Origin of the sequence: Cupriavidus sp. SK-4 (assembly GCF_000611125.1) — a bacterium.
Taxonomy (GTDB): domain Bacteria; phylum Pseudomonadota; class Gammaproteobacteria; order Burkholderiales; family Burkholderiaceae; genus Cupriavidus; species Cupriavidus necator.
Window position 1 is genome coordinate 97,247 of sequence record NZ_JFJW01000003.1, and the last position, 24,232, is coordinate 121,478.

The window sequence follows — 24,232 nt, forward strand, 5'->3', positions numbered from 1 at the left end:
TATCCTTGCACGAGCCCGGTGTGCGGCGCACGTCCGGCGCGAACGAGCAACCGCCGGCGGCTGCCGGCCCCGATCGGTGACTTCACGGGTCCGCGCGCGGACCAGGGCAGGTGTGTCATGGCGAAGAAGAAGATCCTGTTGCTCAATGCGCTGATCGCGGCATCGCGCGAAGGCGAGCTTGGCTGCCGCGGCGCAGCGTTGGCCGCCGCCAATCCCCACCTGAAATCGCTGCTCACCAGCCGCGCCAATGCGTTTGCGCAAGCGGCGCGGGAGCTGCAGGCGTGCCTGCTTGACCTGGGGCAGCTGCCTGACATGACGGCAGCCTCGACCGGACGCGCCATCGGCAAGCACGGCTCGGACAGTTCCATCCTGCAAGCGGTCAGCAAGCGCGAGCACGCCGTGCAGCGGCGCTATGCGCGGGCCCTGCGCGCGCAGGCGCTGGGCTCGCGCCTGCGCGCCGTGGTGCGCCGCCAGTACCGTGGGGTGCAGGTCAGCCACGAGTTGTTTCGCGTGCTGCAGCAGCAGTACCGGACGCCGCGGGCAAGCCCGTAGCCGCCGGCCGAGACCGCATTTCTTACAAGGTATCGAACGAATTGCACGCACGGGCGGCCGCCACGCAGGGCGCCGCGCGCAATCCATGCCCCCCGGGGATGGCGCTCATCTTGCATGTCTGCGGGACAACATCCCGTACGGAGACCGCCATGCCCGAGCACCCGCCCAAGCCAGCCCGGCCATCGCAGGATGCGCCACGTGTGCCGCGCCATCCCGGCAACCCGGAAGATGTGCGCAAGGGCCAGGTGACCGCCCCGCTGGCGCGCGACACTTTCCGCCAGCGCTTTCTTGCGCGCTTCGCGGATCCCGCATACCGGCAGGAGGATGAGGCGCTGGACCGCCTCGAACGCATCGCCTGGGACGCCTATCAGGAAGGCCGCAAGGCACCCCACACGCATAAGGCCGGGCCTGGCCATGCCGATCCGGACTACGAGCTCTCCGACGAGTGGCGCGCCGCCAGCGAGGCCGTGCGCAGCGCACAGCAGCGCCAGGCCGATCCCGCCACGCCGTCGCGCGTGCTGCTGGTGTGCGCCGCGGCGCGCAACGACTACACCTGCCCGGGCGAGATGTCGAAGTCCTGGCGCCTGGCCGGGCGCGCACGGGAACGGCTGGAGGCGGACGGCATCGAGGTCGACCTGCTCGACCTGAGCCGCCTCGCTTCGGATGCCGACCTGCGCATCCATCCGTGCAAGGCGTGCGTGTCGACGGCAATGCCGTTGTGCCACTGGCCGTGCAGCTGCTATCCCAACCATGCGCTGGGCCAGGTCAACGACTGGATGAACGAGATCTATCCGCGCTGGGCGGCCTGCCACGGCGTGCTGATCGTGACGCCCGTGTACTGGTACCAGGCCACCAGCCCGCTGAAGCTGATGATGGACCGGCTGGTCTGTGCCGACGGCGGCAATCCCGACCCCACCAGCACGCATGGCAAGGACGTGGTGCGCGCCAAGGCCATGGAGTTGTCCGGCTGGGACTATCCCAAGCACCTGTCCGGGCGCGCCTACGGGCTGGTGGTGCACAGCGACGTGGCCGGCACCGAGGGCGTGCGCCGCGCGCTGGCCGACTGGCTCGACTGGATGGGCCTGATCGACGCGGGCCCGCAGGCGCGGCTGGACCGGTATATCGGCTACTACGAGCCCTATGCCACCAGCCACGTGGCACTGGACCAAGACACTGGCGTGCAGGGCGAGGTAGACAACGTGGCGCGCGCGCTGGCGTGTGCGGTGCGGCAGTTGCGCAAGGGCGAATTGCGCGCGCCGGACCGCGGCCTGGTGCCGCCGCGGCAGAAGTAGCGGGACGCAGACTGACTGACGAATCGGGGCAAGCGGAGACGACGATGGATCGCAGAGACAACTGGCGCGGCCAGCCATGGCACGAGAGCGCGGTGCCTGAAGCCGATATGCGCAGTCACTATGTGGGCGCCTACGGGGTCTACGACTATGACGAGCCGGTGGACCCGGACGAGTCTGGCGGGCGCAGCGGGGCGTGGGAATGGCGGCCGGAGCGCTTGCCGCCGGACGCGCCGGTGCCGCGCACCCGGGGCCAGGCCGATCCTTACCGCCAGTTCACTGGCTACAACGAGCGCATGGATCTCTACCGGGGCGGGCCGCAGCGGGCGCGCCCGGTGGGCCCGCGCAACTACCAGCGCACGGACGAGCGCATTCTCGAAGACCTGTGCGAGCAGCTCTCGCGCAGCGCGCGGCTGGACCTGAGCGATGTCGAAGTCCGGGTCGAGCAGGGCGTGGTGACGCTGGAGGGCAGTGTTCCGGACCGGCTGCAGAAGTACCGGATCGAAGATATTGCCGACGAGATTTTCGGCGTGAAGGACCTGGTCAATCACCTGCGCGTGGCGCGGGCCGGGGCTTCGGAAGCCCACCATGGCCGCGGCATGCGCATGTACTGACCTGTGGTTGGGTCTTGGCGCCGGCTGTCAGCCCGGCACGTTGCGCGGATCGTGGCCGAAGCTGCTGCGCGAGCGGATCTGGCCGTCGCGGCCGTGGATCAGCAGCTCGACGTGCTCGCTCTGCGCCTTCGTGGTGCCGGCCGCAACCGCTTCTTCCTGGGTGGCGTGGTGCGATTCCGCATAGCGCGCACCCTCGTGGATCACATCCCAGCCTTCGTCGTGCGGTACGACGTGTATGTTGCTGCCCATGGTGGGTCTCCTCGATGATCGATGCTTTCATTGTGGCGCATCTGTGCACGCTGTCTATCCGGCGCCGTCTGACAGGCGCAAAGGGCACCGGGTTCCACTTTTCGGTGGAAATCCCTGGTTATTTGTCGGGCCTCTTGTAAGCTGGACTTGGATCGCAAAAAGAGGAGCGGACCATGCGTGCAAGATTTGCCAGGGGGCTGACGCAGTCGCCGGTGACCGTGGTGGCCCGGGCGTTCGACGGAGAAGCGGTGCGCACTCCCCAGGTGGGCGACCTGGTGACGGTGTATAGCCAGGATCAGGACACCGAATTCAATATCCGCCTGTGCGAGGCCGTCGAGCCCGGCCGCTGGCGCGGCGTGGTCTACGCGATCGGCCGCGGACAGGACGTGCTGGTCACGGCCGAAGGGCTGGAGATCGACGACGTGGTCGAGGTGATGCGCGAGGAAATCGCCTCCGTCATCCCCTGCGGCCGATCCCACTGAACGCCGCACCCGGCGGGTGCGGACATTCCGGTCTTGAAGACGCCTGCGGCCCGGTTCAGGCCGGCCGCGCGGGCTGCCTTGGCACGCCCAGCCACATGGCCAGGCCGCTGGCCAGCAACAGCGCCGCCAGCAGGTAGAGCGCATGGTCCAGGCTGCCGGTCCGGGTCTTGATCTGCCCGATCACCCACGGGCTGACGATGCCGCTGGTGATGCCGATGCTGCTGATGAAGGCGATGCCGGCAGCCGTGCCCGCGCCGGGCAGGTAGCTGGGCGGCAGCGACCAGAACACCGGCAGCGCGGCAAAGATCAGCACCGCGGCCACCGACAGGATGGCCAGCATGACCGCCAGGCTGGGCGGGTGCAGCGTCAGCGCCGCAAGGGCCAGCGCACCGCCTGCCGTGCACAGCAGGAAGTGGCGGTGGCGCTCGCCGGTGCGGTCCGAATTGCGCGCGATCAGGATCAGGCCGACCGCGCCCACGGCATTGGGCACCACCGAAAACAGGCTGATCGACATGACGTCGGTGATGCCGAAGTCGCGGATCATCAGCGGCATCCAGAAGCTCAGCGCCAGCGAACCGCAGGTCAGCGAAAAATAGATAAAGGCGAACAGGTACACGCGCGGGTTGCGCAGCACCTGGCGCAACGCGTGCATCGATTGGCCGCCGGCATGCGCTTGCGCGGTGGTGTCACGCGCCAGGTGGGCGCGTTCGCCGTCGGTCAGCCAGCTGGCCTGCTGCGGGCCATCCACCAGGCAGCGCGCGGCCAGCAGGCCCAGCAGCACCGCGGGCGAGCCCTCGATCGCGAACATCCACTTCCAGCCCTGCAGTCCGAGCACGCCGGCCATGTCGCGCATGATCCAGCCGGACACCAGCCCGCCCAGCACACCCGCCACCGCCACGCCGGCGAAGAAGATCGCCATTACCGCGGCACGGCGGCGCGCCGGGAACCAGTAGGTCAGGTAGAGCACGATGCCGGGGAAGAAGCCGGCTTCGAACACGCCCAGCAGGAAGCGCAGCGTGTAGAACTGCGTGGGCGTGGACACCGCCATCATTGCCACCGAGGCAATGCCCCACAGCACCATGATGCGGGTGAACGTGCGCCGCGCGCCAAAGCGCGCCAGCAGCATGTTGCTGGGCACTTCGCACAGCACGTAGCCGACGTAGAAGACAGCGGCGCCCAGGCCGTACATGGCGTCGCTGAAGCCCAGGTCCTGCTTCATCTGCAACTGGGCGAAGCCGATGTTGATGCGGTCCAGGAACGACACCACGTAGCAGACGAACAGGAACGGGATAATGCGCAGCCAGACCTTGCGGTAGAGCGCATCTTCATCGTGCGCAGCCAGTGCGGCGGGGGGCAGGGTGGGGGACGTCAGGCTGGATAGGGACGAAAGATCCCCTGAGACCGGATGGCTCATGAACGTTGTCTCCGTACGGTGGTGGCTGCGGCGGCTGCAGCCGGAGGGTTCCGCCAGTGGGCAGCGTCTTGCGCGCGTTGGCCCGGGATGGTGCCGGGAATAGAACAGGACAGGCGCGGCGGTGCCGCGCCTGTATCAGGTCAGGCTGGCGTGGCGGCCGGCATTTCGGTCACGCCTTCGCGCGCGGCGGCGATGGCGGCCACCAGCACATCGTGGTCGCCGATATGGTTGGCCAGCAGCAGGATCAGCTGCGCATTGGCGGCCTGGCTTTGCGCCTCGTCGAGGTCGCGGTGCATCTCGATCAGCGCTTCGTAGAAGTCGTCGGGCCGCGCCAGGTTGGGTTGGGTGTTGAGCGTATTGGGCATGGGAGTCTCCGCAGTGCAGGTCTGGCCGGTCTCAGGCGGCCATGCGGCCGGGCTGCGGGGCGCGCAGGTCGGCGCCGGTGGCGCGCGCCAGCGCGGCGCGGATCGCGGCCGGGTCGGGATGGTGCCAGCGGGCGCAGACATGCTGGTCCGGGCGGACCAGGTAGCAGGTGCCGGGCGTGGCACCGTAGCGCGCGGCGGCCAGGCCCTCGTCGTCGCGCAGCACGGTGGCATTGGTGCAGGTCACCGTCGGCTGCGCGGCGTCGGTCACGTAGACCAGTTGCAGCGGCACGCCGCTGTCTTTCAGCGCGGCGAGGCCGGCGAGCGTGGCCGCATCGATGGCGTCAGGGTTGCCGAACACAAGCACCGTGAAGTCCCCGCCCAGGTGCGACAGCAGCCAGCCCGCGCCCTGCGCGCCGGATACCGGCGCGTCGCAGCAGACCGAGCCAGGCACCAGCTTGCAGGCATAGCCCTGGGCATCGTCACCGGTATTCAGTGGCGAGTCCTGCAGCACCGCGGGCACCGACAGCCGCCCGCTGTTGACCAGGGTACGCGCAAACGCATGGCGCCTGGACAGCGTCAGCACCGCATCGCGGAACACGCGGCTGACCGCGCTCTTGGGCGTGATGAAGTCGGTGGAACGGGTGGAGTTGCGGAGGTTCTCGTCGGCGGCGTATTCGCGCTCGCTGGCGTAGGTGTCCAGCAGCTTGTCGCAGGCATGGCCCTGCAGCACATAGGCCAGCTTCCAGGCCAGGTTCTCGGCGTCCTGGATGCCGCTGTTGGCGCCACGCGCGCCGAACGGCGACACGCCATGCGCGGCATCGCCGGCGAACAGGATATTGCCGTGGCGGAAGCTGTCCATGCGCAGGCAGGAGAAGGTATAGACGCTGACCCATTCCAGCTCGAACTTCACGTCCTTGCCCAGCAGCGCCTGCACCCGCGGGATCACGCGCTCCGGCGTTTTCTCCAGCACCGGGTCGGCGTCCCAGCCGAGTTGGAAGTCGATGCGCCAGACGTTGTCCGGCTGGCGGTGCAGCAGCACCGACTGGTTGGGGTGGAAGGGCGGGTCGAACCAGAACCAGCGCTCGCTCGGGAAATCCGCTTCCATCTTCACGTCGGCAATCAGGAAGCGGTCGTGGAAGGTGCGGCCCTTGCTGTCCAGGCCCAGCAGCTTGCGCATCGGGCTGCGCGAGCCGTCGGCGGCTACCACGTAGCGCGCCGCCAGCGGGTAGCAGCCTTCAGGCGTCTCGATGGTCAGCACCACGCCGGCCTCTGGCGTGGCGCGCTGCTCCAGCCCGACCACCTTGTTGCGCCAGCGGATCTCGATATTGGGCTGCGCCTGCGCGCGCTCCAGCAGGTAGCCTTCGAGGTAGTACTGCTGCAGGTTGATGAAAGCCGGGCGGCGGTGGCCGCTCTCGGGCAGCAGGTCGAAGCTGTAGACCTGCTGGTCGCGCAGGAACACCTTGCCGACATGCCAGCGCACGCCCTTGTCGACCATGCGCTCGCCGCAGCCCAGCCGGTCGAAGATATCCAGCGTGCGCTTGGAAAAACAGATCGCGCGCGACCCGGTGGACAGCGTGCAGTCGTCATCCACCAGCACCACGGGCACGCCGCGCTGCGCCAGGTCGATGGCGGTGGCCAGGCCGATCGGCCCGGCGCCGACCACGACGACCGGGTGGATGACCGGATCGGCCCCGGTCTGTTGCTCGGCGCAGGGCTGGTACTCGAACGACAGCCGCTGGTAATCGATGCTGCTCATGCCTGTGTCTCCATCCAAAGCTTGTTGCCCGACTTTTTTCTTTGCTGATCAGTCCTGCAGTGCGGCCCACATTTCCTGGTCGCGCTGGGCCGTCCAGATGCGCGGGTGGCGGACGCCGCTGGCCTCGTCATAGGCGCGCGAGACGTCGAAGGGCAGGCAGTGCTCGTAGATAAAGACCTGGCCAAACTTGGGGTCCATCGCGCGCCGGGTGTGCGCCATCGCGGCCTTCAGGTCGAGCTTCTCGGCCACGGCTTCCTTGCCGGCCTGGAACAGCGTGGTGACGAAGTCCTTGGTGTAGGCGATGCCTTGCTTCACTTCCTCCGGCGTGGTCAGCGCGGGGCCGCGGCCGGGCACCAGCTTTTCCGGCTTGAGTGCCTGCAGCGCGTCCAGCGTGGCCGGCCAGTCTTCCAGCTGGGCGTCGCCGCAGTAGCAGGCAGCGTCGTATTCGACCAGGTCGCCGGAGAACAGCACCTTTTGCTGCGGCAGCCAGACCACGGTGTCGCCCTTGGTATGGCCTGAGCCCAGGTGGGCGATGCGCACTTCCAGCTTGCCCAGGAACAGCGTGATTTCCTTCTCGAACACCAGCGTCGGCCAGGTCAGGCCGGGCACGGTCTCGACGCCGGCGAACAGGCGCGGGAAGCGTTCGATCTCAGACTTCATGTCGGCCTCGCCGCGCTCGACGATCATCTCGTAGGTGCCGCGGCTGGCGATGACATGCTGCGCGCCCTCGGCAAAGTAGGCCGACGCGCCCAGCACGCGCACCGCGTGGTAGTGCGACAGCACCACGTACTTGATGGGCTTGTCGGTGATGGTGCGGATGCGGGCGATCAGGTCCTGCGCCATGGCCGGCGTGGCGGTGGTGTCGACGATCAGCACGCCGTCGTCGCCGATGACCACGCCCGAATTGGGATCGCCTTCGGCGGTGTAGGCCCAGGCGTTCTCTGACAGCTGGGTGAAGGTGACCTGCTTGGCTTCCAGGTCGGCCTGCGATGCGAATGCCTTGGACATGGCGTCTTTCCTTTGTGTGGGGAGGCGAGACGGCACCGGCAGAGGCACGATGGCTGCGTTGCGCTGGCGGCGCGGGCTGTCTCGCCCCCGTTTCTATGGATGTCTGACGGCGTGGGTCGCCGTGTTCGGACGGGGTAGTGCAATCTTAGGAAACGTTGAAAAATTAATCAATAGCGAAATGATTAGCCTATGACAAATAATTGAGGGGTGCCGCGAACGCCATCGGAAGCAGGTGGAGGTTGTTCGGGTAAACCCCTGTGCGTACGGCAACGGGAGGCGTTCGATTAATATCCGGGTTTTCCGATCACACAGGATGGCAATGGCCAGGCGCAAGGCTGGGGAAGCAGGAACGCAGGCGGACGAGCCCGCTGCGCGTGCCGACAAGGCACAGCGCGGCATCCAGAGCGTGGAGGTGGGTGGGCGCCTGCTGGCAGCGCTGGCCGCCGCGCGCGCGCCAATGCCGCTGGCCGCGCTGGCCGAGGCGGCGCAGCTGGCGCCGGCCCAGGCGCACGCCTACCTGGTCAGCCTGACCCGGCTGGGCATGATCAAGCGCGACCACCTCTCCGGCCGCTACGAGCCCGGGCCGCTGTCGCTGCAGCTGGGCATGCTGCATCTGGAGCAGGACGCCGCCTGGCGCGCCGCGCAGCCCCGGGTGGATGCGCTGGCGCAGGCGTCTGGCTTCAGCGTGGCAATCAGCATTGCCGGGCCGCAGGGCCCGACCATCGTGCGCTATGTGCCGGCCAGCGCGCCGCTGCATGTCAACCTGCACGTCGGCACGGTGATGGCACTGGCCGCCACGGCCACCGGGCGCGTGTTCTGTGCCTTCCAGCCGCCGGCACTGTGGCAGCCGCTGTGGCGCGCACAGCAGCCGGGCGCGACCGAGTCCGACCTGGCCGCCTTCAGCGCCAGGCTGGGAGAAATCCGAGCGCGCGGCATCGAGCGCAGCATCGACACGCCCAGCCCGGCCGTCAGCAGCCTCAGCGTGCCGGTGCTGGACGCCGCTGGCGTGCTGCGGCTGGTGCTGACGCTGGTGGGATCGACCGGTGCCATCGAGGTGGACTGGCGCGGCGCGGCGGCGCAGGCCCTGCTGGCCGCGGCGGAGGACATCGGCGCCGCGCTGCGTGATGAACAGGGACGCCCGGCATGAGCAGCGCGACAGAAGCCCAGCAAGACCTGGAAGGCGGCAAGCCGCAGCGCGGCATCCAGTCGCTGGACAGCACCGGCCAGCTGCTGGTGGCACTGGTGGCCGCCGGCCGGCCGCTGGCGCTGCGCGACCTGGCGCTGGCCGCGGGCATGCCGCCGGCCAAGGCGTTCCCGCACCTGGTCAGCCTGCAGAAGACCGGCCTGCTGGCGCGCGATGCCGCGGGCAACTACCTGTGCGGACCGCTGGGGCTGGAGCTGGGGCTGATCGCGCTGCAGCGGCTGTCGCCGACGCGTGAGGCGGAACCGGAGGTGATCGAGCTGGCCGGCGCCACGGGCCTGAGCGTGGCCATGGCAGTGCTGGGGCCGCTGGGGCCCACGGTGGTCCGTCTGGAGGAATCGGCGCGGCCCCAGCACGTGAGCCTGCGCGTGGGCACGGTGCTATCGCTGGTCCATACCGCGATCGGCCGCGCCGCCGCGGCATACCTGCCCGCCAATGTGCTGGCGGGCCTGCTGGAAAAGGACGAATTGCGCATGGCCGGCGCCGCCGCGGCCGAAGTGCTTGAACCCGGCGGCAGGCTGGCGCCGGCCTACGCCGGGCGCCTGGCACAGGTGCGCGCGGCCCGGCTCGACAATGCGCTGAGCCACCCGGTGCCGGGCATCGACACGCTGGCGGCGCCGGTATTCGACCACACCGGCAGCCTGGCGCTGGTGATCGCCGTGATGGGCTCGAGCGGCAGCTTTGACAGCAGCACCGCGGGCGCCACTGCCGCGCTGGTGCGGCAGGCGGCGCGCCGGCTGTCGTGGCGCTTCGGCGCGCCGGACGCGGCCTGAACTCAGGCCATCAGTTGTCCAGCTTGATGTTGGCCGACTTGATCAGGCTGTCCCACTTCTCGTACTGCGCGCGGATATAGCTGCCGAACTGCGCCGGCGTGGCGGGGAAGGGCACGGTGCCCTGGCTGGCCAGCCTGGCGGCCAGGTCAGGCTGCTTCAGCGCCGCCACGATCTCGCCGTTGAGGCGGTCGATCACCGCCTTGGGCGTGCCGGCCGGCGCGGCCACGCCAAACCACGCGGTCAGCTCGTACCCGGGCACGCCGGCGGCGGCCAGCGTGGGCACGCCGGGGAGCTGGTCGGAGGGCTTCTGCGTGGTCACCGCCAGCGCGCGCACGCGGTTGTCGCGGATATACGGCAGCGCGGTCGAGACGCTGTCGAACATCATGGTGATGCGCCCGCCGATCAGGTCGGTCATCGACGCGGCGCTGCCCTTGTACGGAATGTGCGTGATATTGACACCCGCCAGGTGGGTGAAGAGTTCGCCCGCCAGGTGCGACGACGAGCCGTTGCCGAACGAGCCATAGGTCAGCTTGCCCGGCTCCTTGCGCGCCAGCGCCAGCAGCTCCTGCACCGTGCGCGCCGGCACGCCGGGATGCACCACCAGCACGTTGGGCAGGTAGGCGACCGAAGCCACCGGCGCGAAGTCCTTCAGCGGATCGTAGCCAGGCTTGTCATAGAGGCTCTTGTTGACCGCCAGCGAGCCGAAGGTGCCGAACAGCAGCGTATAGCCGTCGGCCGGGGCCCGCGCCACCGCGATGGCCGCCAGGTTGCCGCCGGCGCCGGGCCGGTTGTCGATCACCACCGGCTGGTGCAGCCGCGCGGACAGCGCGTTGCCGATCTCGCGCGCCAGCAGGTCGGTGGCGCCGCCCGGCGGGAAGGGCACCACCAGCCGCACCGGCTTGTCGGGATAGTCCGCCAGCGCGGTACCGGCGGCCGTGGCCGCGAACGCATATATCAGCCCCGCGGCTGCACGCCTGATCCAACCTTGCATCGCTGTCTCCTTTCTGTAATCTGGTGCGATGGAATGGCCGCCAGTGTGTCGCAGCGCCGGCAGGCGCGTGTTTGGGATTGGCGAAGGCCGGGTTCGGTGCCGGAGCGGGTCACTCCGGCTGGCGCAGCCGGGCGATGGTGCCGAACAGCGTTTCCAGCTCCACCGGCTTGACCAGGTGCGCGTCGAAGCCCGCTGCCTCGGTGCGCTGCCGGTCCGCCGGCTGGGCGAAACCGGTCAGCGCCACGAAGCGCGTCAGCTCGGTGCCGGCCACGCCGCGCATGGCGCGCATCACCTCGAAGCCGTCCATGCCCGGCATGGCCAGGTCGATCAGCGCGACATGCGGGCGGCAGCGCGGCGCCACATGCAGGGCCTCGGCGCCGTCGTAGGCAATGGTCACCTCGTGGCCGCACATCTCCAGCAGCATGGCCAGGCTGTCGGCGGCGTCGCGGTTGTCGTCGACCAGCAGGATGCGCTGCGCCTGCAGCCCGGGCGCGACCGGACCCTGGGCCGGCAGTGCGGCTCCTGGCCGGCCGTCTTCCTTGTGCGCGGGCGGCAGCGGCAGGCGCAGCGTGAAGGTGCTGCCTTGTCCCGGCCCGGCACTGGCGGCAGCGATGCTGCCGCCGTGCAGTTCAACCAGCGACCGGCACAGCGACAGTCCGATGCCCAGCCCGCCCTGCACGTCGGTGCCCGGGCGGCTTTCCTGCATGAACAGGTTGAAGATCTCGTCGATGGCTCGTGGCCCGATGCCGCGGCCCTGGTCCATCACCTGGACCTGCAGTGTGCGGTTCCGGATCGTGGTGGCGATCGTCACCGACGACCCGGGCGGCGAGAACTTCGATGCATTGAGCACCAGGTTCTGCATGACCTGCACCAGCCGCGTCTTGTCGGCACGCATTGGGATCGAGCCGGCATGGGTCCGCACTTCGACGCGCTGCGACTTGGCATCCAGCGCAGGCTGCGCTGCCTCGACGCCGAGCGCGATGATCTCGTTGAACTCGACCGGCTCCATGCGCAGCTCGATCCGGCCGGAGGTGATGCGCCCGATGTCGAGCAGGTCATCCACCAACCGGCTCAGGTGCGTCACCTGGCGCTCGATCATGGCCAGGCTCCGGTTTGCCAGCACCGCGTCTTCCGGCGCCAGCCGCATCGCCGCCAGCGCGCTGTGCACCGGCGCCAGCGGATTGCGCAGTTCGTGCGAAAGCGTGGCAAGGAACTCATTCATGCGCTGGCTGGAGCGTTCCAGCTCTTCGCGGCGGCGGCGCTCGCTCATGTCCCGCGTCACCTTGGCAAAGCCGCGCAGCGTGCGTGACTCGTCGTATACCGCTGTCAGGGTGACATTGGCCCAGAACAGCGAGCCATCCTTGCGCACGCGCCAGCCTTCGTCTTCCACGCGCCCGACGCGCTGCGCCAGCGCCAGCTGCCGTGACGGCTTGCCGGCGGCGACATCCTCCTGCGGATAGAACACCGAGAAATGACGGCCGATGATCTCGTCGCGGCGGTAGCCCTTGATGTAAGAGGCACCGGAATTCCAGCTGACGATATGGCCGCCGGGATCGAGCATGAAGATCGCGTAATCCTTGACCCCCTCCACGAGCAGCCGCAGGGTCTCTTCGCTCTGGCGCAGGGCCTCGGCGGCGCGGCGCTGCTCGGTCATGTCCCGCGTGACCTTGCCGAAGCCGATCAGGCGGCCATCGGCGTCCTTCAGGGCGGTGATGACGACGTTGGCCCAGAAGCGGCTGCCGTCCTTGCGCACGCGCCACCCCTCGTCTTCGAACCGGCCCTGTTCGGCTGCGGCCTTCAGCTCGGCTTGCGGCCAGTTCCGGGCGATCGCATCCGGTGTGTAGAACTGCGAGAAGTGCTTGCCCAGGATCTCCTCGCGGGCATAGCCCTTGATGCGCGCCGCGCCCTTGTTCCAGCTGGAGACATGGCCGCCGACGTCGAGCGTGAAGATGGCGTAGTCCTGCACGGAGTCCACCAGGGTCTGGTAGGGCGCATCCGGCAGCAGGTCGGCCGGGATGTCGTGCGAACGCCCGCCCGATTGCCCGCCAGCGTCGGGGCGAGGTGCGCTTCCGGCAGGTTGCTGCGGGTTGTCGGGGTGTCTTGTCATGGCATGTCCTGAACGGCGTCCTGCCGGCGTGGCCCGCCAGCGCATCCGGTCCTGATCTTGCAGCAAGGATACCCCCGCCAGCAGCCTGGTAGGGCGAATGGCCGGGCGCGGGTCAGGATCGGAAGCTTCCGTACTGCAAATCAGAATGTGCGGATTGTCCGGAGAAACTGGCTCCATAGAATGGTTGCACAAGGGTTTGCAGGTCTTCCATCCAGAGGCGCCAATGACACAGTTAGACGAATGCCACCTGCCGTGCGACGGCATGCCGTGCAGCGCAGATTGCCAACTGGTCCGCTTCTGCCTGGGCGGCGCCCGGGGCATGCACCGCACGGTGCGCCTGCGCAAGGGCCAGTGCCTGTACCTGCTGGGCGACCCCGTGACCTCGCTCTACGCAATCCGCGTCGGCACGGTCAAGACCCACGTGACCACGGAAGACGGCCGCACGCAAGTGGTCGGCTTCCACTTCCCCGGTGACCTGGTCGGGCTGGACAGCCTGGCGCATCCGCACTATGCGTCTTACGCCACCGCGCTGGAAGACACCAAGCTGTGCATGCTCGGCGTGGACGCGCTGCGCGGCGCCGCCGCCGGCATGCCGGCGCTTGCCAACCAGCTGTTCCTGGCGCTCGGCGGGCAGGCGCAGCGCTCGCGCGCGCTGCAGACCATGCTGGCGCTGATGACCGCCGAAGAGCGGCTGGTGACCTTCCTGCTATGGATGGCTGAAGGCTTTGCCGCGCGCGGCTTCTCGTCCTCGGAGTTTGTGCTGCGCATGAGCCGGGAGGAGATCGGCAGCTATATCGGCCTGACCCTGGAAACAGTCAGCCGGCAGTTCTCGCGGCTGGCGGACTGCGGGCTGATCCGGGTGAGGCACCGCACCATCTCGCTGCTCGACAAGCCTGCCTTGCGGGCCATTGCCGAGCGCCCGATGATCTCCGCGCACACGCCTGCGTGCGATGAGCAGGTGCCCCGGCGCGGCCCGCACGATACCCGCCGGCCTGCACCCCGCACGGCCGGTGGCCAGGCTGTGGCAGCCGAATGACCAACCCCGGCCAGCGAGAGGACCGAATGAAAGGTGCAACACCGGCTGGACCCGCGGGTGGAGGGCCGGCCAGCGACCCGGTCAGCGAGAGCCTGCTGGAAATCACGGACCTGAACCTCTCCTACCTGCTGCTGGTGCAGCGGCTGATGCGCGAGAACGAGGCCGAGGCCCTGTTCCGGCTCGGCCTCGAGCGCGAAGTGGGCCGTGTGCTGGCCGCGCTCACGCCGCAGCAGATGGTGGCACTGGCGCGCTCCAACCTGGTGCTGTGCCGTTTCCGGCTGGAAGACAGCATGCTGGTGGCCGCGCTGACCGGCGCTGAGCCGCTGCATGCCCTGCAGAACATGCATGCGGCCATCGTGATGGCCGCGCAGCGCGGGTAGTGGAACCAAAATCGGAGGCTGTATGACGGGCAATGCGATGACGCAAGTCGAATGGAAGCGGATGGCGCTCGACCCCGGCCGCAGGGGGGACCACCCGCCCGGGGCAACGCGCATGGAAATCACGGGCACGCTGCAGATGCAGGATATTGTCCAGGCACTGGGGGCGGAGCCCGATGAGCAGCGCTGTGTCGAGGCCGGCCTCGAGGTGCTTGCGATGGCCGGGCACCCGCCTGCGCGTGCCGTGGTGTCGATAGGCCACGGGCGGCCGCCGGCGCTGGAATTCTATGTCGATGCCGCTGTGCCGACCTGCTGCGAACTGGACAGCACCTTGCAGCACGCGATCGCCAGCCGTTTCACCAGCGTGCTGCCGCCAGGGCTGGCCGTCACGGTGCTGCCGCTGGCCGCCTATGCGCAGGAAGCCACCGACGAAGGCAAGGCGTTCGACGCGGATACGTTGCGCACCTGTGCGCGCGAACTGCTGGGCCGGGGCGGGGAGATGAACCAGCGGCTGGCGGTGGTGTGTGCCTACCTGTCGGCGCTGCATGGCGCGCAGGCCGTTGCCGAGCAGCTTGGCTACCTTGAGCAGAGCCTGCTTGCGCAGGGCCAGGAGGCCCTGTCCTGGCGCCTGCGCCGACACCGCAGCGTGGAAGGGCGGGAGCTGGCGCAGGCATTGGAAGGACTGTCCCGCGCCGCGGATGGCGCCCTGTATGAGTTCGGCGCCTGTTACAGCGCTGCGCGCGCCAGCTACCAGCTGGAGCAGATGCAGCGTGTCCATGACCGGATCGCGCGCTTTCGCGACGCCTGCCGGCACGGCGGGCGGGGCCCCCCGCCCCCGCGCCCCCNCCCGAGCCCCGGCGCGCCGTGTGCGCGGACACGGCGTGCTGAGGCGCGGCAAGGTCAGATACCGGCCATGCAGGTGTACTTGATGACCAGGTAATCCTCGATGCCGTAGTGCGAGCCCTCGCGGCCCACGCCAGACTGCTTGACGCCGCCGAACGGCGCCACCTCGTTGGAGATCAGGCCGGTATTGACGCCCACCATGCCGTATTCCAGGCGTTCGGAGACGCGCCAGACCCGGCCCAGGTCGCGGGCATAGAAGTAGCTGGCCAGGCCGAACTCGGTGTCGTTGGCCATGGCGACGACGTCATCCTCGGTTTCGAAGCGGAACAGCGGCGCCAGCGGGCCGAAGGTTTCCTCGCGCGCGACCAGCATGCTGGGGCCGACGTCGGCCAGCACGGTCGGCTGGAAGAAGGAATGCCCCAGCGCATGGCGCTGGCCGCCCTGCAGCAGGCGCGCGCCCTTGCCGAGCGCGTCGGCGATATGCTCTTCCACCTTGGCCACGGCCTTGTCGTCGATCAGCGGGCCGATGCGCACGCCGTCTTCCATGCCGTTGCCGACCTTCAGGGCCGCCACTGCTGCCACCAGCTTCTGCGCAAACGCCTCATACACGCCCGCCTGCACGTAGATGCGGTTGGCGCAGACGCAGGTCTGGCCGGCATTGCGGTACTTGGACACGATCGCGCCTTCAACCGCCGCATCCAGGTCGGCATCGTCGAACACGATAAAGGGCGCATTGCCGCCCAGCTCCATCGACACCTTCTTGATCGTCGACGCGGTCTGGGCCATCAGCACGCGGCCAACCTCGGTCGAGCCGGTGAAGGTGAGCTTGCGCACCAGCGGGTTGCTGCTCATCTCGCCGCCGATGGCGCCGGCCGAGCCGGTCACCACCGACAACACCCCGGCCGGAATGCCCGCGCGCTCGGCCAGGGCCACCAGCGCCAGCGCTGTCAGCGGGGTTTGCGACGCCGGCTTGAGCACCATGGTGCAACCCACCGCCAAGGCCGGGCCGGCCTTGCGCGTGATCATGGCAGCGGGGAAGTTCCACGGCGTGATGGCCGCGCATACCCCCACCGGCTCCTTGGTCACGACGATGCGCTGGTTGCTGACCGGCGCCGGGATGGTGTCGCCATAGACGCGCTTGCCTTCCTCGGCAAACCATTCGATAAACGAGGCAGCGTAGGCGATTTCGCCGCGCGCTTCGGCGATCGGCTTGCCCTGTTCGGCGGTCATGATGCGCGCCAGGTCCTCCTGGCTGGCCATGATCAGCTCGAACCATTTGCGCAGCAGCGCCGAGCGCTCCTTGGCGGTGCGGGCGCGCCATGCCGGCAGCGCGCGGTTGGCGGCTTCGATGGCCTGGCGGGTTTCATCGGCGCCCAGTTGCGGGACCTGTCCCACGCGCTCGCCGGTGGCCGGGTTGGTGACATCAATGCGGCGCTCGCCGTCGATCCAGCGGCCGTCGATAAAGCACTGCTGCCGCAGCAGCGAGGAGTCCTGGAGGTTCAGCATGGTTGTCTCGGTGGATGCCGGCGGTGCCGGGCGTCTTGTGAAAGCCTGAGACAACGATTGTAATCCGGCGGTCTAGGTTGAGGTCTCGGGCGGACCGGCAGGTGAGGCCGCGGACGGTGCCTCGATACCCCAGTCGGCGCACTCCAGCCAGTCGTCGCCGAGCAGTTCAATGGGGTGCTGCGTGCGGCTGGAGCCATTGCCGCAGCCCATGTCGTCTACGGAGCAGTACTTGTCGCAGCCCCAGCAGATGCGCTCGGGGTGGCGGGGATGCAGGGGAAATTTCTTGGCCATGGCTTGCGGTTGGGAAACTGCTGAGACGATTATGCCCACACACGCAAGCCGTCGATTTGCGCAACCGCAAGCGCAAGTCAGCCGGCGGCCATCCCGCTCAGTCCCATCCGTCGGCGTCCAGCCGGGTCCAGCGGTCGGGCGCCTCGCCATCGGGCGACGCCAGCAGCAGGGTCTGGCCGCAGTGCCCGCAACGGTACACAAACGCATTCTGGCCGCTGGCGGTGCGCAAGGTCGCCGACATCACCAGCCTGGAATGCGGCGGCACATGGCCCGGCCGGTCCAGCTGCGACTCGCACAGGTCGCATAAAGACATCATTGTTTTCCTCCGCACGATCCCCGGCGTAGCAAAAATGCTGTGGTGCAGCATTCGCTTTTCCAGTATAGCGGCGGAACGATAGTGCCGTGGGGCGGTGGCGCTGCGACTATTCACCGAGGAACTCTGCCATCACTTCGAGCCCTTCAATGTGATCGGCAACCACCTTGGCGATGGTGATCAGCGGGATCGCAAGCAACATGCCCCATACGCCCCAGAGCCAGGTGAACAGGAGCAGTGCAACAAATACGGCCACCGCGTTCATGCGCGCCATGCGGCCGGTCATCCAGGTGGTGATGACCGACCCGATCAGCGTGGCGATCAGCAGCGATCCGAGCGTAGCCGCGGCCGCCATGCCCAGCGTGCCGAACTGCATGAAGGTCACCACCCCCAGGCAGACCGCGATCGCCAGGGCGCCGAAGTAGGGCACCAGGTGCAGCGCCGCAGCCGCAATCGCCCAGCTGCCGGCGTTGTGCACGCCCAGCCACTTCAGCAGCAGCCAGGTACAGGCGCCCAGGGCCGCATTGGTCACCAGCAGCATGCCCATGTAGCGGCGGATCGAGCGGTTGACCTCATCCAGCATGTGCACGCTGATTTTCTTTTCGGAAATGGTGGTCCCGACCATCTTGATGAACTTGCGCTTGAAGGTATCGCCGGCCAGCAGCAGGAAGTACAGCAGGAAGACCACCACCACCGCCTGTCCGGCCATGGTGAAGATGCTGACCGAGCCGGCCAGCAGCATGTTGTGGATCTGGGCGGGCGATTGCTCCACCACCACCTGCGTGCCGCGCGCCGGCGGGGGCTGACCGGTGCCGCTGAGGACGGTGGCGGCGCGGCGTACCTTCTGCCACATGGAATCGTCGCCGCTCATCAGCGCGCCCACCGAGCGCGACAGCTTGCTGGCCGTCTCGGGCAGGCTGTTGACGATCGATTCCACCTGCCCCTGCAGCAGGTAGGCGCCGCTGAGCAGGGCGCTCAGCACGGCCAGCAGTACCACGGTGCCCGCCAGCACGCGCGGCAGGCCCAGCCGCTGCAACGCGCAGACCAGCGGGTCCAGCAGGTAGGCCAGGACGATCGCGAGCACCACCGGAATGAGAAATTCGCGTGCGATATGCACGGCGTACAGCGAAAAGAGCGTGGCCAGCACCACCAGCGCCATGCTGGCACGGTGCAGCGAGGCGGTGACGGCGTCGGCTGGCACGACTGTGTCAGGTATCTCTGCCGCCGTGCGGGGCCCAGCGGCGCCGTTGGTTTCGGCGCCGGCATGCGGGCTACCGTCGTCGGGCAACGGAGCGGGCGGGGCAGGGGGCAGCGAAGGAGCCGCGGAATCGGGGATAGTCGACATAGCCGGGCGCCCTGGCAAAAGGCCAGGCACTGCTATGAAGATAGCTGGCCGGCAGGCTGCGGCTGTCGGACGCCGCCGCCTGCGCATGTCAGACAAGCGCGGCAGCGAGGCGCCTTACAAGCGACACCGCCCGGCCGGCAGCATGGCGCTGCACGGCCGGGCGGCCCGGTGGCTGCAGGCGGGAGCGCGCAGGCTCAGCCCGTCACCGTCTTGGTTTCAAGGAACTCGGCGATGCCTTCGGGGCCGTATTCACGCCCGTTGCCGGACGTCTTGTAGCCGCCGAACGGTGCCGTGATGTCCATCATCGCGCCGTTGATGCGCACGCTGCCGGCACGCAGGCGGGCGGCCAGCTTGCGCGTGCGCACCGGGTCGGACGAGGCGATGTAGGCGGCCAGGCCGAACTCGGTGTCATTGGCGATGGCCACGGCTTCATCTTCAGTGTCGTACGGCAGCAGGCACATCACCGGTCCGAAGATCTCTTCGCGCGCGATGGTCATGTCATTGCGCACGTCGGCGAAGATGGTCGGGCGCGCATAGAAGCCGCGTTCCAGCCCGTCGGGGCGGCCGGGGCCGCCTGCGGCCACGCGCGCGCCTTCCTCGATGCCCACCCCGATCAGGCGCTGCACCTTGTCGTACTGGCCGCGGTTGGAGATCGGGCCCATCTTGGTTTCGGGGTCGGACGGATCGCCCACCTTGACCGCGTTGGCGACGGCGGCGGCGATCTGCACGGCCTGCTCATAGCGCGAGCGCGGCACCAGCATGCGCGTCGGCGCTATGCAGGTTTGTCCGGTATTGACCATGCACTGCGCCACGCCGCTGGTCACCGCGGCCTGCAGGTCGGCATCGTCCAGGATGATCATCGGCGACTTGCCGCCCAGTTCTTGCGCCACGCGCTTGACCGTGGGCGCGGCGCTGATAGCCACTTCCACGCCGGCGCGGGTCGAGCCGGTGATGGAGACCATGTCGACGTCGCGATGCGACGACAGCGCGGCGCCCACCGTGCGGCCCTCGCCATAGATCATGTTGAAGACACCCGGCGGCGTCTCCGCGGCATCCATGATCTCGGCGAAGATCCGGGCGTCCAGCGGCGCGATCTCGGATGGCTTGAGCACCACGGTGCAGCCCGCCGCCAGCGCCGGCGCCACCTTGGCCGCGATCTGGTTCAGCGGCCAGTTCCACGGCGTGATCAGCGCCGCCACGCCGATTGCCTCGCGCAGGATGCAGCTCTTGCCGCGCGTGGTTTCGAACTCGAAGTCGCGCAGCGCCTGCAGCGTTGCCTGCAGTTGTGCCAGGCCGATCGCGGCCTGCAGGTTGGTGGCCAGCGTGATCGGTGCGCCGATCTCCTGGCGCACCGCCTGCGCCAGGTCGGCCATGCGCGCCTGGTAGGCGGCGATGATGCGCTCAAGCAGGGCGATGCGCGTTTCACGCGTGGACACCGACCAGGCCGGGAAGGCTGCGCGCGCCGAGGCCACGGCCTGGTCCACGTCCGCCGCGGTGCCCATGGCGAGCCTGCCTGCGACCGCTTCGGTGGCCGGGTCGATGATGTCGGCCTGGGTCGCGCCCGCTGCAGGCTGCACCCACTTGCCGTTGATATAGAACTTGTCGATGATGTTCATGCCGGTTACCTCGGTTGTCTGTGGGTTGGGGCGGTCAGACCGGACGATCGCCGATGATGGTGGCGCGGTTCATATGGCGCACGGCCGGGAAGTAATCCTGCACCGCGTAGTGCTGCGTGGAGCGGTTGTCCCAGAGCGCTATGGTGTCCGGCTGCCAGCGCAGGCGCACCTGGTACTCCGGCGCGGCGGCCTGGCGGTACAGGTACTGCAGCAGGTCCAGTTCGGCCGGGCGGTAGTCGGAGCCGATGCGATACGGCTGTTCCTTGGCGAAGTTGGCGAAATGCGTGGTGAAGGCTTCGTTGACGAACAGGATCTTTTCGCCGGTTTCCGGGTGGGTGCGTACCACCGGGTGCACCATCGGCGGATACTTGGCGCGCATCTCCGCGTATTTCTCGTCGTTCAGCCCCGAGCCGAAGGTCGGCATCGCGTCGTGCACGGCCTTCAGGTTGGCGATGCGGGCCTTCATGTCTTCAGGCAGGTTCTCATAGGCCGCGGCCATATTGATCCACATGGTATCGCCGCCGACCTCCGGGCATTCCAGGCAGCGCAGCATCGAGCCCATCGACGGGATCTCGCGCCAGGACACATCGGAGTGGTACAGGTTCTCGCGGCCGCGGGTCTGGCCATCGCGGCCGAACACGACCAGCTCGGGCAGCTCCGGGTGGCCGGTGAGCATGGGATGCACTTCAAGCTCGCCGAAGCGGCGCGCCACGGCCACGTGCTGGGCCGGCGTGATCGCCTGCTTGCGGAAGAACAGCACCTTGTACTTCAGCAGTGCGCGGCGCAGTGAGAGGTAGGTGTCGTCGTCCAGCGGCTCGCGGAAATCGATGCCTTCGACATCGGCGCCGATCGTCGGCGTGCAGCGGCGCACGGTAAAGGGAAAGGCTTCATTGTCCAGCGCGCGGTAGGCTTCCGGGCTGATGGTGGTTGCGGCAGTGGCTTGCATGGGGTGTCTCCTCGGTGTAGTGGTTGCCAATGCAGGGGGATAGCCGGCTTAGCGGTGCGAGGCCTTGACCAGGTCCGCAGCCTTTTCGCCGATCATGATGGCGGGGGCGTTGGTGTTGCCGCCGATCAGCGTCGGCATGATCGATGCGTCAGCGACGCGCAGGCCCTCGACGCCGTGCACGCGCAGTTCCGGGTCGACTACCGCCATGTTGTCGACGCCCATCTTGCAGGTGCCGACCGGGTGGTAGACGGTGTCCGCGTGCGTGCGCACGAAGTCGCGGATGGCGGCTTCATTGCTGCTGTCGGGGCCGAAAGCGTCGGTCAGGACTTCGCGCCCGCCGTGCTGCGCCAGCGCGGGCTGCGCAAAGATGCGGCGGATTGCCCGCACGCCTGCGACCATGCCGGCCATGTCTCCCTCGGCCGACAGGAAGCGCGGGTCGATCACCGGCGTCTCGCGCATGTCGGCGCTGCGCAGGCGCACATGGCCGCGGCTCTTCGGGCGCAGCACGCAGGCGTGGCAGGAGTAGCCGTGGCCCAGCTTGCCCAGGTTGCGGTTGCCGAGCAGCGCCACGGCAAAGTGCAGCTGCACATCCGGGATGTCCAGCTCGGGGCGGCTGCGCAGGAACGCACCGGCCTCGGCGATATTGGACGACACCATGCCGGTGCGGTTGCGCCGGTAGCGCATCACCTCGCGCGCCAGCCGCAGCATACCGCGGCCGGTCTTGCCGAACAGCTCGGTCGTTTGCAGCTGCTTGTTGACGATGATGTCGAGGTGGTCCTGCAGGTTCTCGCCCACGCCCGGGAGGTCATGGACCACATCGATGCCGAAACTGCGCAGTTGCGCGGCCGGGCCGATGCCGGACGCCAGCAGCAACTGCGGCGAGTTGAAGGCGCCGCCGCTGACCACGATCTCGCGCCGTGCGCGCAGGATCTGCACCGCCCCACCGCGCACGACTTCCACGCCGACAGCGCGCTTGCCTTCAAACACGATCCGCAGCGCTTGGGTATCGGTCAGCACCGCCAGGCCGCGACGGCCGCCATTCAGCGCCGTGTCCGCGGCATTGCCGGTGTGCAGGTAGGCCCGCGCCGAGTTCCAGCGTTCGCCGTTGCGCTGCGTCACCTGGTACAGGCCGACGCCTTCCTGGCTGTGGCCATTGAAGTCGTCGTTGTGAGGCAGGCCGGCCTGGATCGCTGCCTGGACAAAGCGCTGCGCAAACGGATTGGGCGAGCGAGGTCACTCACGTGCAGCGGCCCGTCGTTGCCGTGCAGCGGATGTTCCTGGCCGGCCAGGCGGGGATTGCGCTCGCTGCGGCGGAAGCAGGGCAGGACGTCGTCGAAGCCCCAGCCCCGGCAACCCAGCGCGGCCCAGTCGTCGTAGTCGCGCCGATGGCCGCGGATATAGACCATGCCATTGATCGAGGAACTGCCGCCCAGGCCGCGCCCGCGCGGCTGGTAGGAGCGGCGGCCGTTCAGGCTCGGTTGCGGTTCGGTGTAGTAGGCGTAGTTGCGCGGCCCGGCCTTGGGGACGACCGCGGCAATGCCCACCGGCGCCTAGACCGAAAAATGATGATCGTGCGGCCCGGCCTCGAGCAGCGCCACGGTCGCACTCGGGTCTTCTGCCAGGCGCCCCGCCACGGCGCACCCCGCCGATCCGGCGCCGATCACGATGTAGTCGAATTCCGCCGCCGCACTCGCGGTGTCTTGTGATGTCTTGGTATTCAATTTATGTGTCTCCTGAGTTGCCGGCATGCGGTGATCTGCGGGCGCCGCACACATCTGCTGACGACGGATACTGCCATTACCTGTTATAACAGGTCAATAGGTTAAGGCGACCACCTGTCATGATAGGTATAATCCCTTCCACCCAGTTCGGAGCCGCCGCCAACGCGGAACATACGTGGCGCTGCCCAGGTTTAAAGAGATCGAGAACGAGATTCGCCAGCGAATCGCCAGCAATACATGGGGACCGGGCGCCAAGCTTCCGTCCGAGGCGGAACTGATGACCGAGTTCTCCGTCAGCCGGATCACCGTGCGCCAGGCCCTGTCGGGGCTGCACAACGCCGGTCTGATTGCAAAGGTCAATGGCAAGGGCAGTTTCGTGACCCGTCCCTCAGACACGCCCAGCCTTGGCGCGCTGACCGGCTTCTATGAAACCGGACGCGCCCGTGGCCAGCTTGCCTACGGCAAGCTGGCGTCGGTACGCCTGGTGCGTGCGCCGGCCCATGTGGCGGCGGCGCTGCGTCTGCAGCCCGGCGAGAAGGTGCTGAGCGTGGCCACCGTGCGGTACTGGGACGACGCGGCCGTCGCGCATTTCACCCTGATGGGCCCTGAGCCGCTGATGCGCCGCCTGGTGCAGGAGGACCTGGAAACCAACGACGCCATGTCGCTGTTTGAAAGCCGGCTGGGATACCGGTTCAAGGAAGTGGCGATGGAAGCCACCGCCGTTGCCGCGCCCGCGGACGTGGCGCGCCGGCTCGGCGTTGCCGAAGGCGAGCCGCTGTTGCGCCTGCGCAGCACGCCGCATGACATCGACGACACACCGCTGTTCTGCGGCGAACTGCTGTTCCGTCCGGACCGCTATGCCTATAAGTGGACACTGACGCGATAGCGCGGACGCCTGCCATTCTCAGTCGACACTGAACTGCGCCGGCACGGTAACTTTTACCCGCGGCGCGCACTTCTTACTGTGGCCGGGCCGCAGTCATGTCACTTTCCTGCATTGCCGGGCGCCGCATTGCCAACCCAGCCCGCACCGATGGCCGCATAGCGCCACTGGTACGTCAGTTGCGTCTTCCGCAGCGAGAGCTGCGCTCCAGCGCGCTCGCCGGCAGCCAGCGCCGTGCAGCAAGGCTTGCCGCCAACCATGTTAGATGGAGGACGACATGAAAACAACACTAGGCATCGGCACAGCCCTGCTCGCACTTGGCATCCTGGCGGGTTGTACCGCCACCGGCAGCACCACCGGCTCCGGCTCGCTGTCCGGTTCTGGTTCGGTCACCGAACAGAGCCGCAGCCGCAGCGCCACCCCTGGCTCAAGCACTTCTACCGGCACGTCCGGCGCGACCAGCACGACCAGCCCGAGCGGCACCTCCAGCGGCAGCAGCGGTGCAGCCAGCGGCTCGGGCACGGCCCGCTGACGCAGGCGCAGCCGCCGCCCCC

General features: G+C 68.3%; 26 protein-coding genes and 1 pseudogene. 10 read left to right on the plus strand and 17 right to left on the minus strand.

What is annotated here, in order from left to right; genetic code table 11:
* Positions 1–117: 117 nt before the first annotated feature.
* The 3 genes from CF68_RS00770 (at position 118) to CF68_RS00780 (ending at position 2,455) form a co-directional block, all read left to right on the plus strand.
* Entirely contained in the window at positions 118–552 is a 435-nt protein-coding gene (locus CF68_RS00770; protein ID WP_035815324.1) for a PA2169 family four-helix-bundle protein, read from the plus strand.
* Positions 553–701: 149 nt separating this feature from the next.
* Positions 702–1,844 (plus strand): flavodoxin family protein, encoded by a 1,143-nt coding sequence (locus tag CF68_RS00775; protein ID WP_200872508.1) that lies wholly within the window; start codon positions 702–704, stop codon positions 1,842–1,844.
* Positions 1,845–1,888: 44 nt separating this feature from the next.
* Positions 1,889–2,455, plus strand: coding sequence for a BON domain-containing protein (locus CF68_RS00780; protein ID WP_035815329.1), 567 nt, complete (start codon positions 1,889–1,891; stop codon positions 2,453–2,455).
* A 27-nt stretch (positions 2,456–2,482) separates the two neighbouring features.
* Here the strand turns inward: CF68_RS00780 and CF68_RS00785 are convergent, their stop codons facing one another.
* Entirely contained in the window at positions 2,483–2,704 is a 222-nt protein-coding gene (locus tag CF68_RS00785) for a DUF2188 domain-containing protein (RefSeq protein WP_035815331.1), read from the minus strand.
* 173 nt (positions 2,705–2,877) lie between these two features.
* Between CF68_RS00785 and CF68_RS00790 the strand changes: the two genes are divergently transcribed.
* The gene (locus CF68_RS00790) at positions 2,878–3,186 is read left to right on the plus strand and encodes a hypothetical protein (RefSeq protein WP_010814535.1); all 309 of its coding nucleotides are present in this window, start codon (positions 2,878–2,880) and stop codon (positions 3,184–3,186) included.
* A 55-nt stretch (positions 3,187–3,241) separates the two neighbouring features.
* Here CF68_RS00790 and CF68_RS00795 read toward each other — a convergent pair whose 3' ends face one another.
* The 4 genes from CF68_RS00795 to CF68_RS00810 all read right to left on the minus strand — a co-directional run bounded on the left by CF68_RS00795 (position 3,242) and on the right by CF68_RS00810 (position 7,729).
* The gene (locus CF68_RS00795) at positions 3,242–4,600 is read right to left on the minus strand and encodes an MFS transporter (protein WP_035815335.1); all 1,359 of its coding nucleotides are present in this window, start codon (positions 4,598–4,600) and stop codon (positions 3,242–3,244) included.
* A 140-nt stretch (positions 4,601–4,740) separates the two neighbouring features.
* Entirely contained in the window at positions 4,741–4,965 is a 225-nt protein-coding gene (locus CF68_RS00800) for a DUF2783 domain-containing protein (protein WP_035815337.1), read from the minus strand.
* Between the two features lie 31 nt (positions 4,966–4,996).
* A complete protein-coding gene (locus CF68_RS00805) occupies positions 4,997–6,721 on the minus strand; it encodes an FAD-dependent oxidoreductase (RefSeq protein ID WP_035815338.1) in 1,725 nt (574 codons plus the stop codon).
* A gap of 48 nt (positions 6,722–6,769) precedes the next feature.
* Positions 6,770–7,729: an MBL fold metallo-hydrolase gene (locus tag CF68_RS00810; RefSeq protein ID WP_035815340.1), complete on the minus strand. Its 960-nt coding sequence runs from the start codon at positions 7,727–7,729 to the stop codon at positions 6,770–6,772.
* 319 nt (positions 7,730–8,048) lie between these two features.
* On the opposite strand from CF68_RS00810, the gene CF68_RS00815 reads away from it, so the two are divergent.
* A complete protein-coding gene (locus CF68_RS00815; protein WP_035815342.1) occupies positions 8,049–8,876 on the plus strand; it encodes an IclR family transcriptional regulator in 828 nt (275 codons plus the stop codon).
* Positions 8,873–9,703 (plus strand): IclR family transcriptional regulator, encoded by an 831-nt coding sequence (locus tag CF68_RS00820; RefSeq protein WP_035815344.1) that lies wholly within the window; start codon positions 8,873–8,875, stop codon positions 9,701–9,703. Before CF68_RS00815 ends, CF68_RS00820 begins: the two co-directional genes overlap by 4 nt.
* 10 nt (positions 9,704–9,713) lie before the next feature.
* Here CF68_RS00820 and CF68_RS00825 read toward each other — a convergent pair whose 3' ends face one another.
* Positions 9,714–10,694: a tripartite tricarboxylate transporter substrate binding protein gene (locus tag CF68_RS00825; RefSeq protein WP_035815346.1), complete on the minus strand. Its 981-nt coding sequence runs from the start codon at positions 10,692–10,694 to the stop codon at positions 9,714–9,716.
* A 109-nt stretch (positions 10,695–10,803) separates the two neighbouring features.
* The gene (locus CF68_RS00830) at positions 10,804–12,801 is read right to left on the minus strand and encodes a PAS domain S-box protein (protein ID WP_035815348.1); all 1,998 of its coding nucleotides are present in this window, start codon (positions 12,799–12,801) and stop codon (positions 10,804–10,806) included.
* Between the two features lie 223 nt (positions 12,802–13,024).
* On the opposite strand from CF68_RS00830, the gene CF68_RS00835 reads away from it, so the two are divergent.
* The 3 genes from CF68_RS00835 to CF68_RS00845 are packed head-to-tail and all read left to right on the plus strand — an operon-like array spanning position 13,025 to position 15,154.
* A complete protein-coding gene (locus tag CF68_RS00835) occupies positions 13,025–13,837 on the plus strand; it encodes a helix-turn-helix domain-containing protein (RefSeq protein ID WP_235205621.1) in 813 nt (270 codons plus the stop codon).
* A 26-nt stretch (positions 13,838–13,863) separates the two neighbouring features.
* Positions 13,864–14,217, plus strand: coding sequence for a flagellar transcriptional regulator FlhD (gene flhD, locus CF68_RS00840; RefSeq protein WP_051591340.1), 354 nt, complete (start codon positions 13,864–13,866; stop codon positions 14,215–14,217).
* A gap of 22 nt (positions 14,218–14,239) precedes the next feature.
* Positions 14,240–15,154 carry a hypothetical protein gene (locus CF68_RS00845; RefSeq protein ID WP_235205622.1) on the plus strand — a complete coding sequence of 305 codons (915 nt, stop codon included), beginning with the start codon at positions 14,240–14,242 and terminating at the stop codon, positions 15,152–15,154.
* Here CF68_RS00845 and gabD read toward each other — a convergent pair.
* The 9 genes and pseudogenes from gabD to CF68_RS39110 form a co-directional block, all read right to left on the minus strand.
* On the minus strand, positions 15,115–16,563 hold the full coding sequence (gene gabD / locus CF68_RS00850) for an NADP-dependent succinate-semialdehyde dehydrogenase (protein ID WP_035815355.1): 1,449 nt from the start codon (positions 16,561–16,563) through the stop codon (positions 15,115–15,117). The two genes, CF68_RS00845 and gabD, sit on opposite strands and share 40 nt — an antisense overlap.
* A 72-nt stretch (positions 16,564–16,635) precedes the next feature.
* Positions 16,636–16,854: a DUF3079 domain-containing protein gene (locus tag CF68_RS00855; RefSeq protein WP_035815357.1), complete on the minus strand. Its 219-nt coding sequence runs from the start codon at positions 16,852–16,854 to the stop codon at positions 16,636–16,638.
* Between the two features lie 97 nt (positions 16,855–16,951).
* Positions 16,952–17,167, minus strand: a complete 216-nt coding sequence (locus CF68_RS00860) for a hypothetical protein (RefSeq protein ID WP_035815423.1) — start codon at positions 17,165–17,167, stop codon at positions 16,952–16,954.
* Between the two features lie 109 nt (positions 17,168–17,276).
* The gene (locus tag CF68_RS00865) at positions 17,277–18,368 is read right to left on the minus strand and encodes an AI-2E family transporter (RefSeq protein WP_235205623.1); all 1,092 of its coding nucleotides are present in this window, start codon (positions 18,366–18,368) and stop codon (positions 17,277–17,279) included.
* A 338-nt stretch (positions 18,369–18,706) separates the two neighbouring features.
* Positions 18,707–20,128, minus strand: a complete 1,422-nt coding sequence (locus tag CF68_RS00870) for an aldehyde dehydrogenase family protein (protein WP_035815363.1) — start codon at positions 20,126–20,128, stop codon at positions 18,707–18,709.
* Positions 20,129–20,162: 34 nt separating this feature from the next.
* A complete protein-coding gene (locus CF68_RS00875) occupies positions 20,163–21,074 on the minus strand; it encodes a TauD/TfdA family dioxygenase (protein ID WP_035815366.1) in 912 nt (303 codons plus the stop codon).
* Positions 21,075–21,122: 48 nt separating this feature from the next.
* A complete protein-coding gene (locus CF68_RS39100) occupies positions 21,123–21,782 on the minus strand; it encodes a GMC family oxidoreductase (RefSeq protein ID WP_369798837.1) in 660 nt (219 codons plus the stop codon).
* Between the two features lie 120 nt (positions 21,783–21,902).
* Positions 21,903–22,618, minus strand: a pseudogene (locus CF68_RS39105) (GMC family oxidoreductase); the annotation flags it as partial.
* A 6-nt stretch (positions 22,619–22,624) separates the two neighbouring features.
* Positions 22,625–22,795: a lycopene cyclase family protein gene (locus CF68_RS39110; RefSeq protein ID WP_369798836.1), complete on the minus strand. Its 171-nt coding sequence runs from the start codon at positions 22,793–22,795 to the stop codon at positions 22,625–22,627.
* Positions 22,796–22,970: 175 nt separating this feature from the next.
* Between CF68_RS39110 and CF68_RS00885 the strand changes: the two genes are divergently transcribed.
* Positions 22,971–23,681 (plus strand): GntR family transcriptional regulator, encoded by a 711-nt coding sequence (locus CF68_RS00885; protein WP_035815370.1) that lies wholly within the window; start codon positions 22,971–22,973, stop codon positions 23,679–23,681.
* A gap of 258 nt (positions 23,682–23,939) precedes the next feature.
* Here CF68_RS00885 and CF68_RS37880 read toward each other — a convergent pair.
* Positions 23,940–24,232, minus strand: a 293-nt coding sequence (locus tag CF68_RS37880; RefSeq protein WP_235205624.1) for a hypothetical protein, incomplete at its 5' end; no start/stop codon positions are given.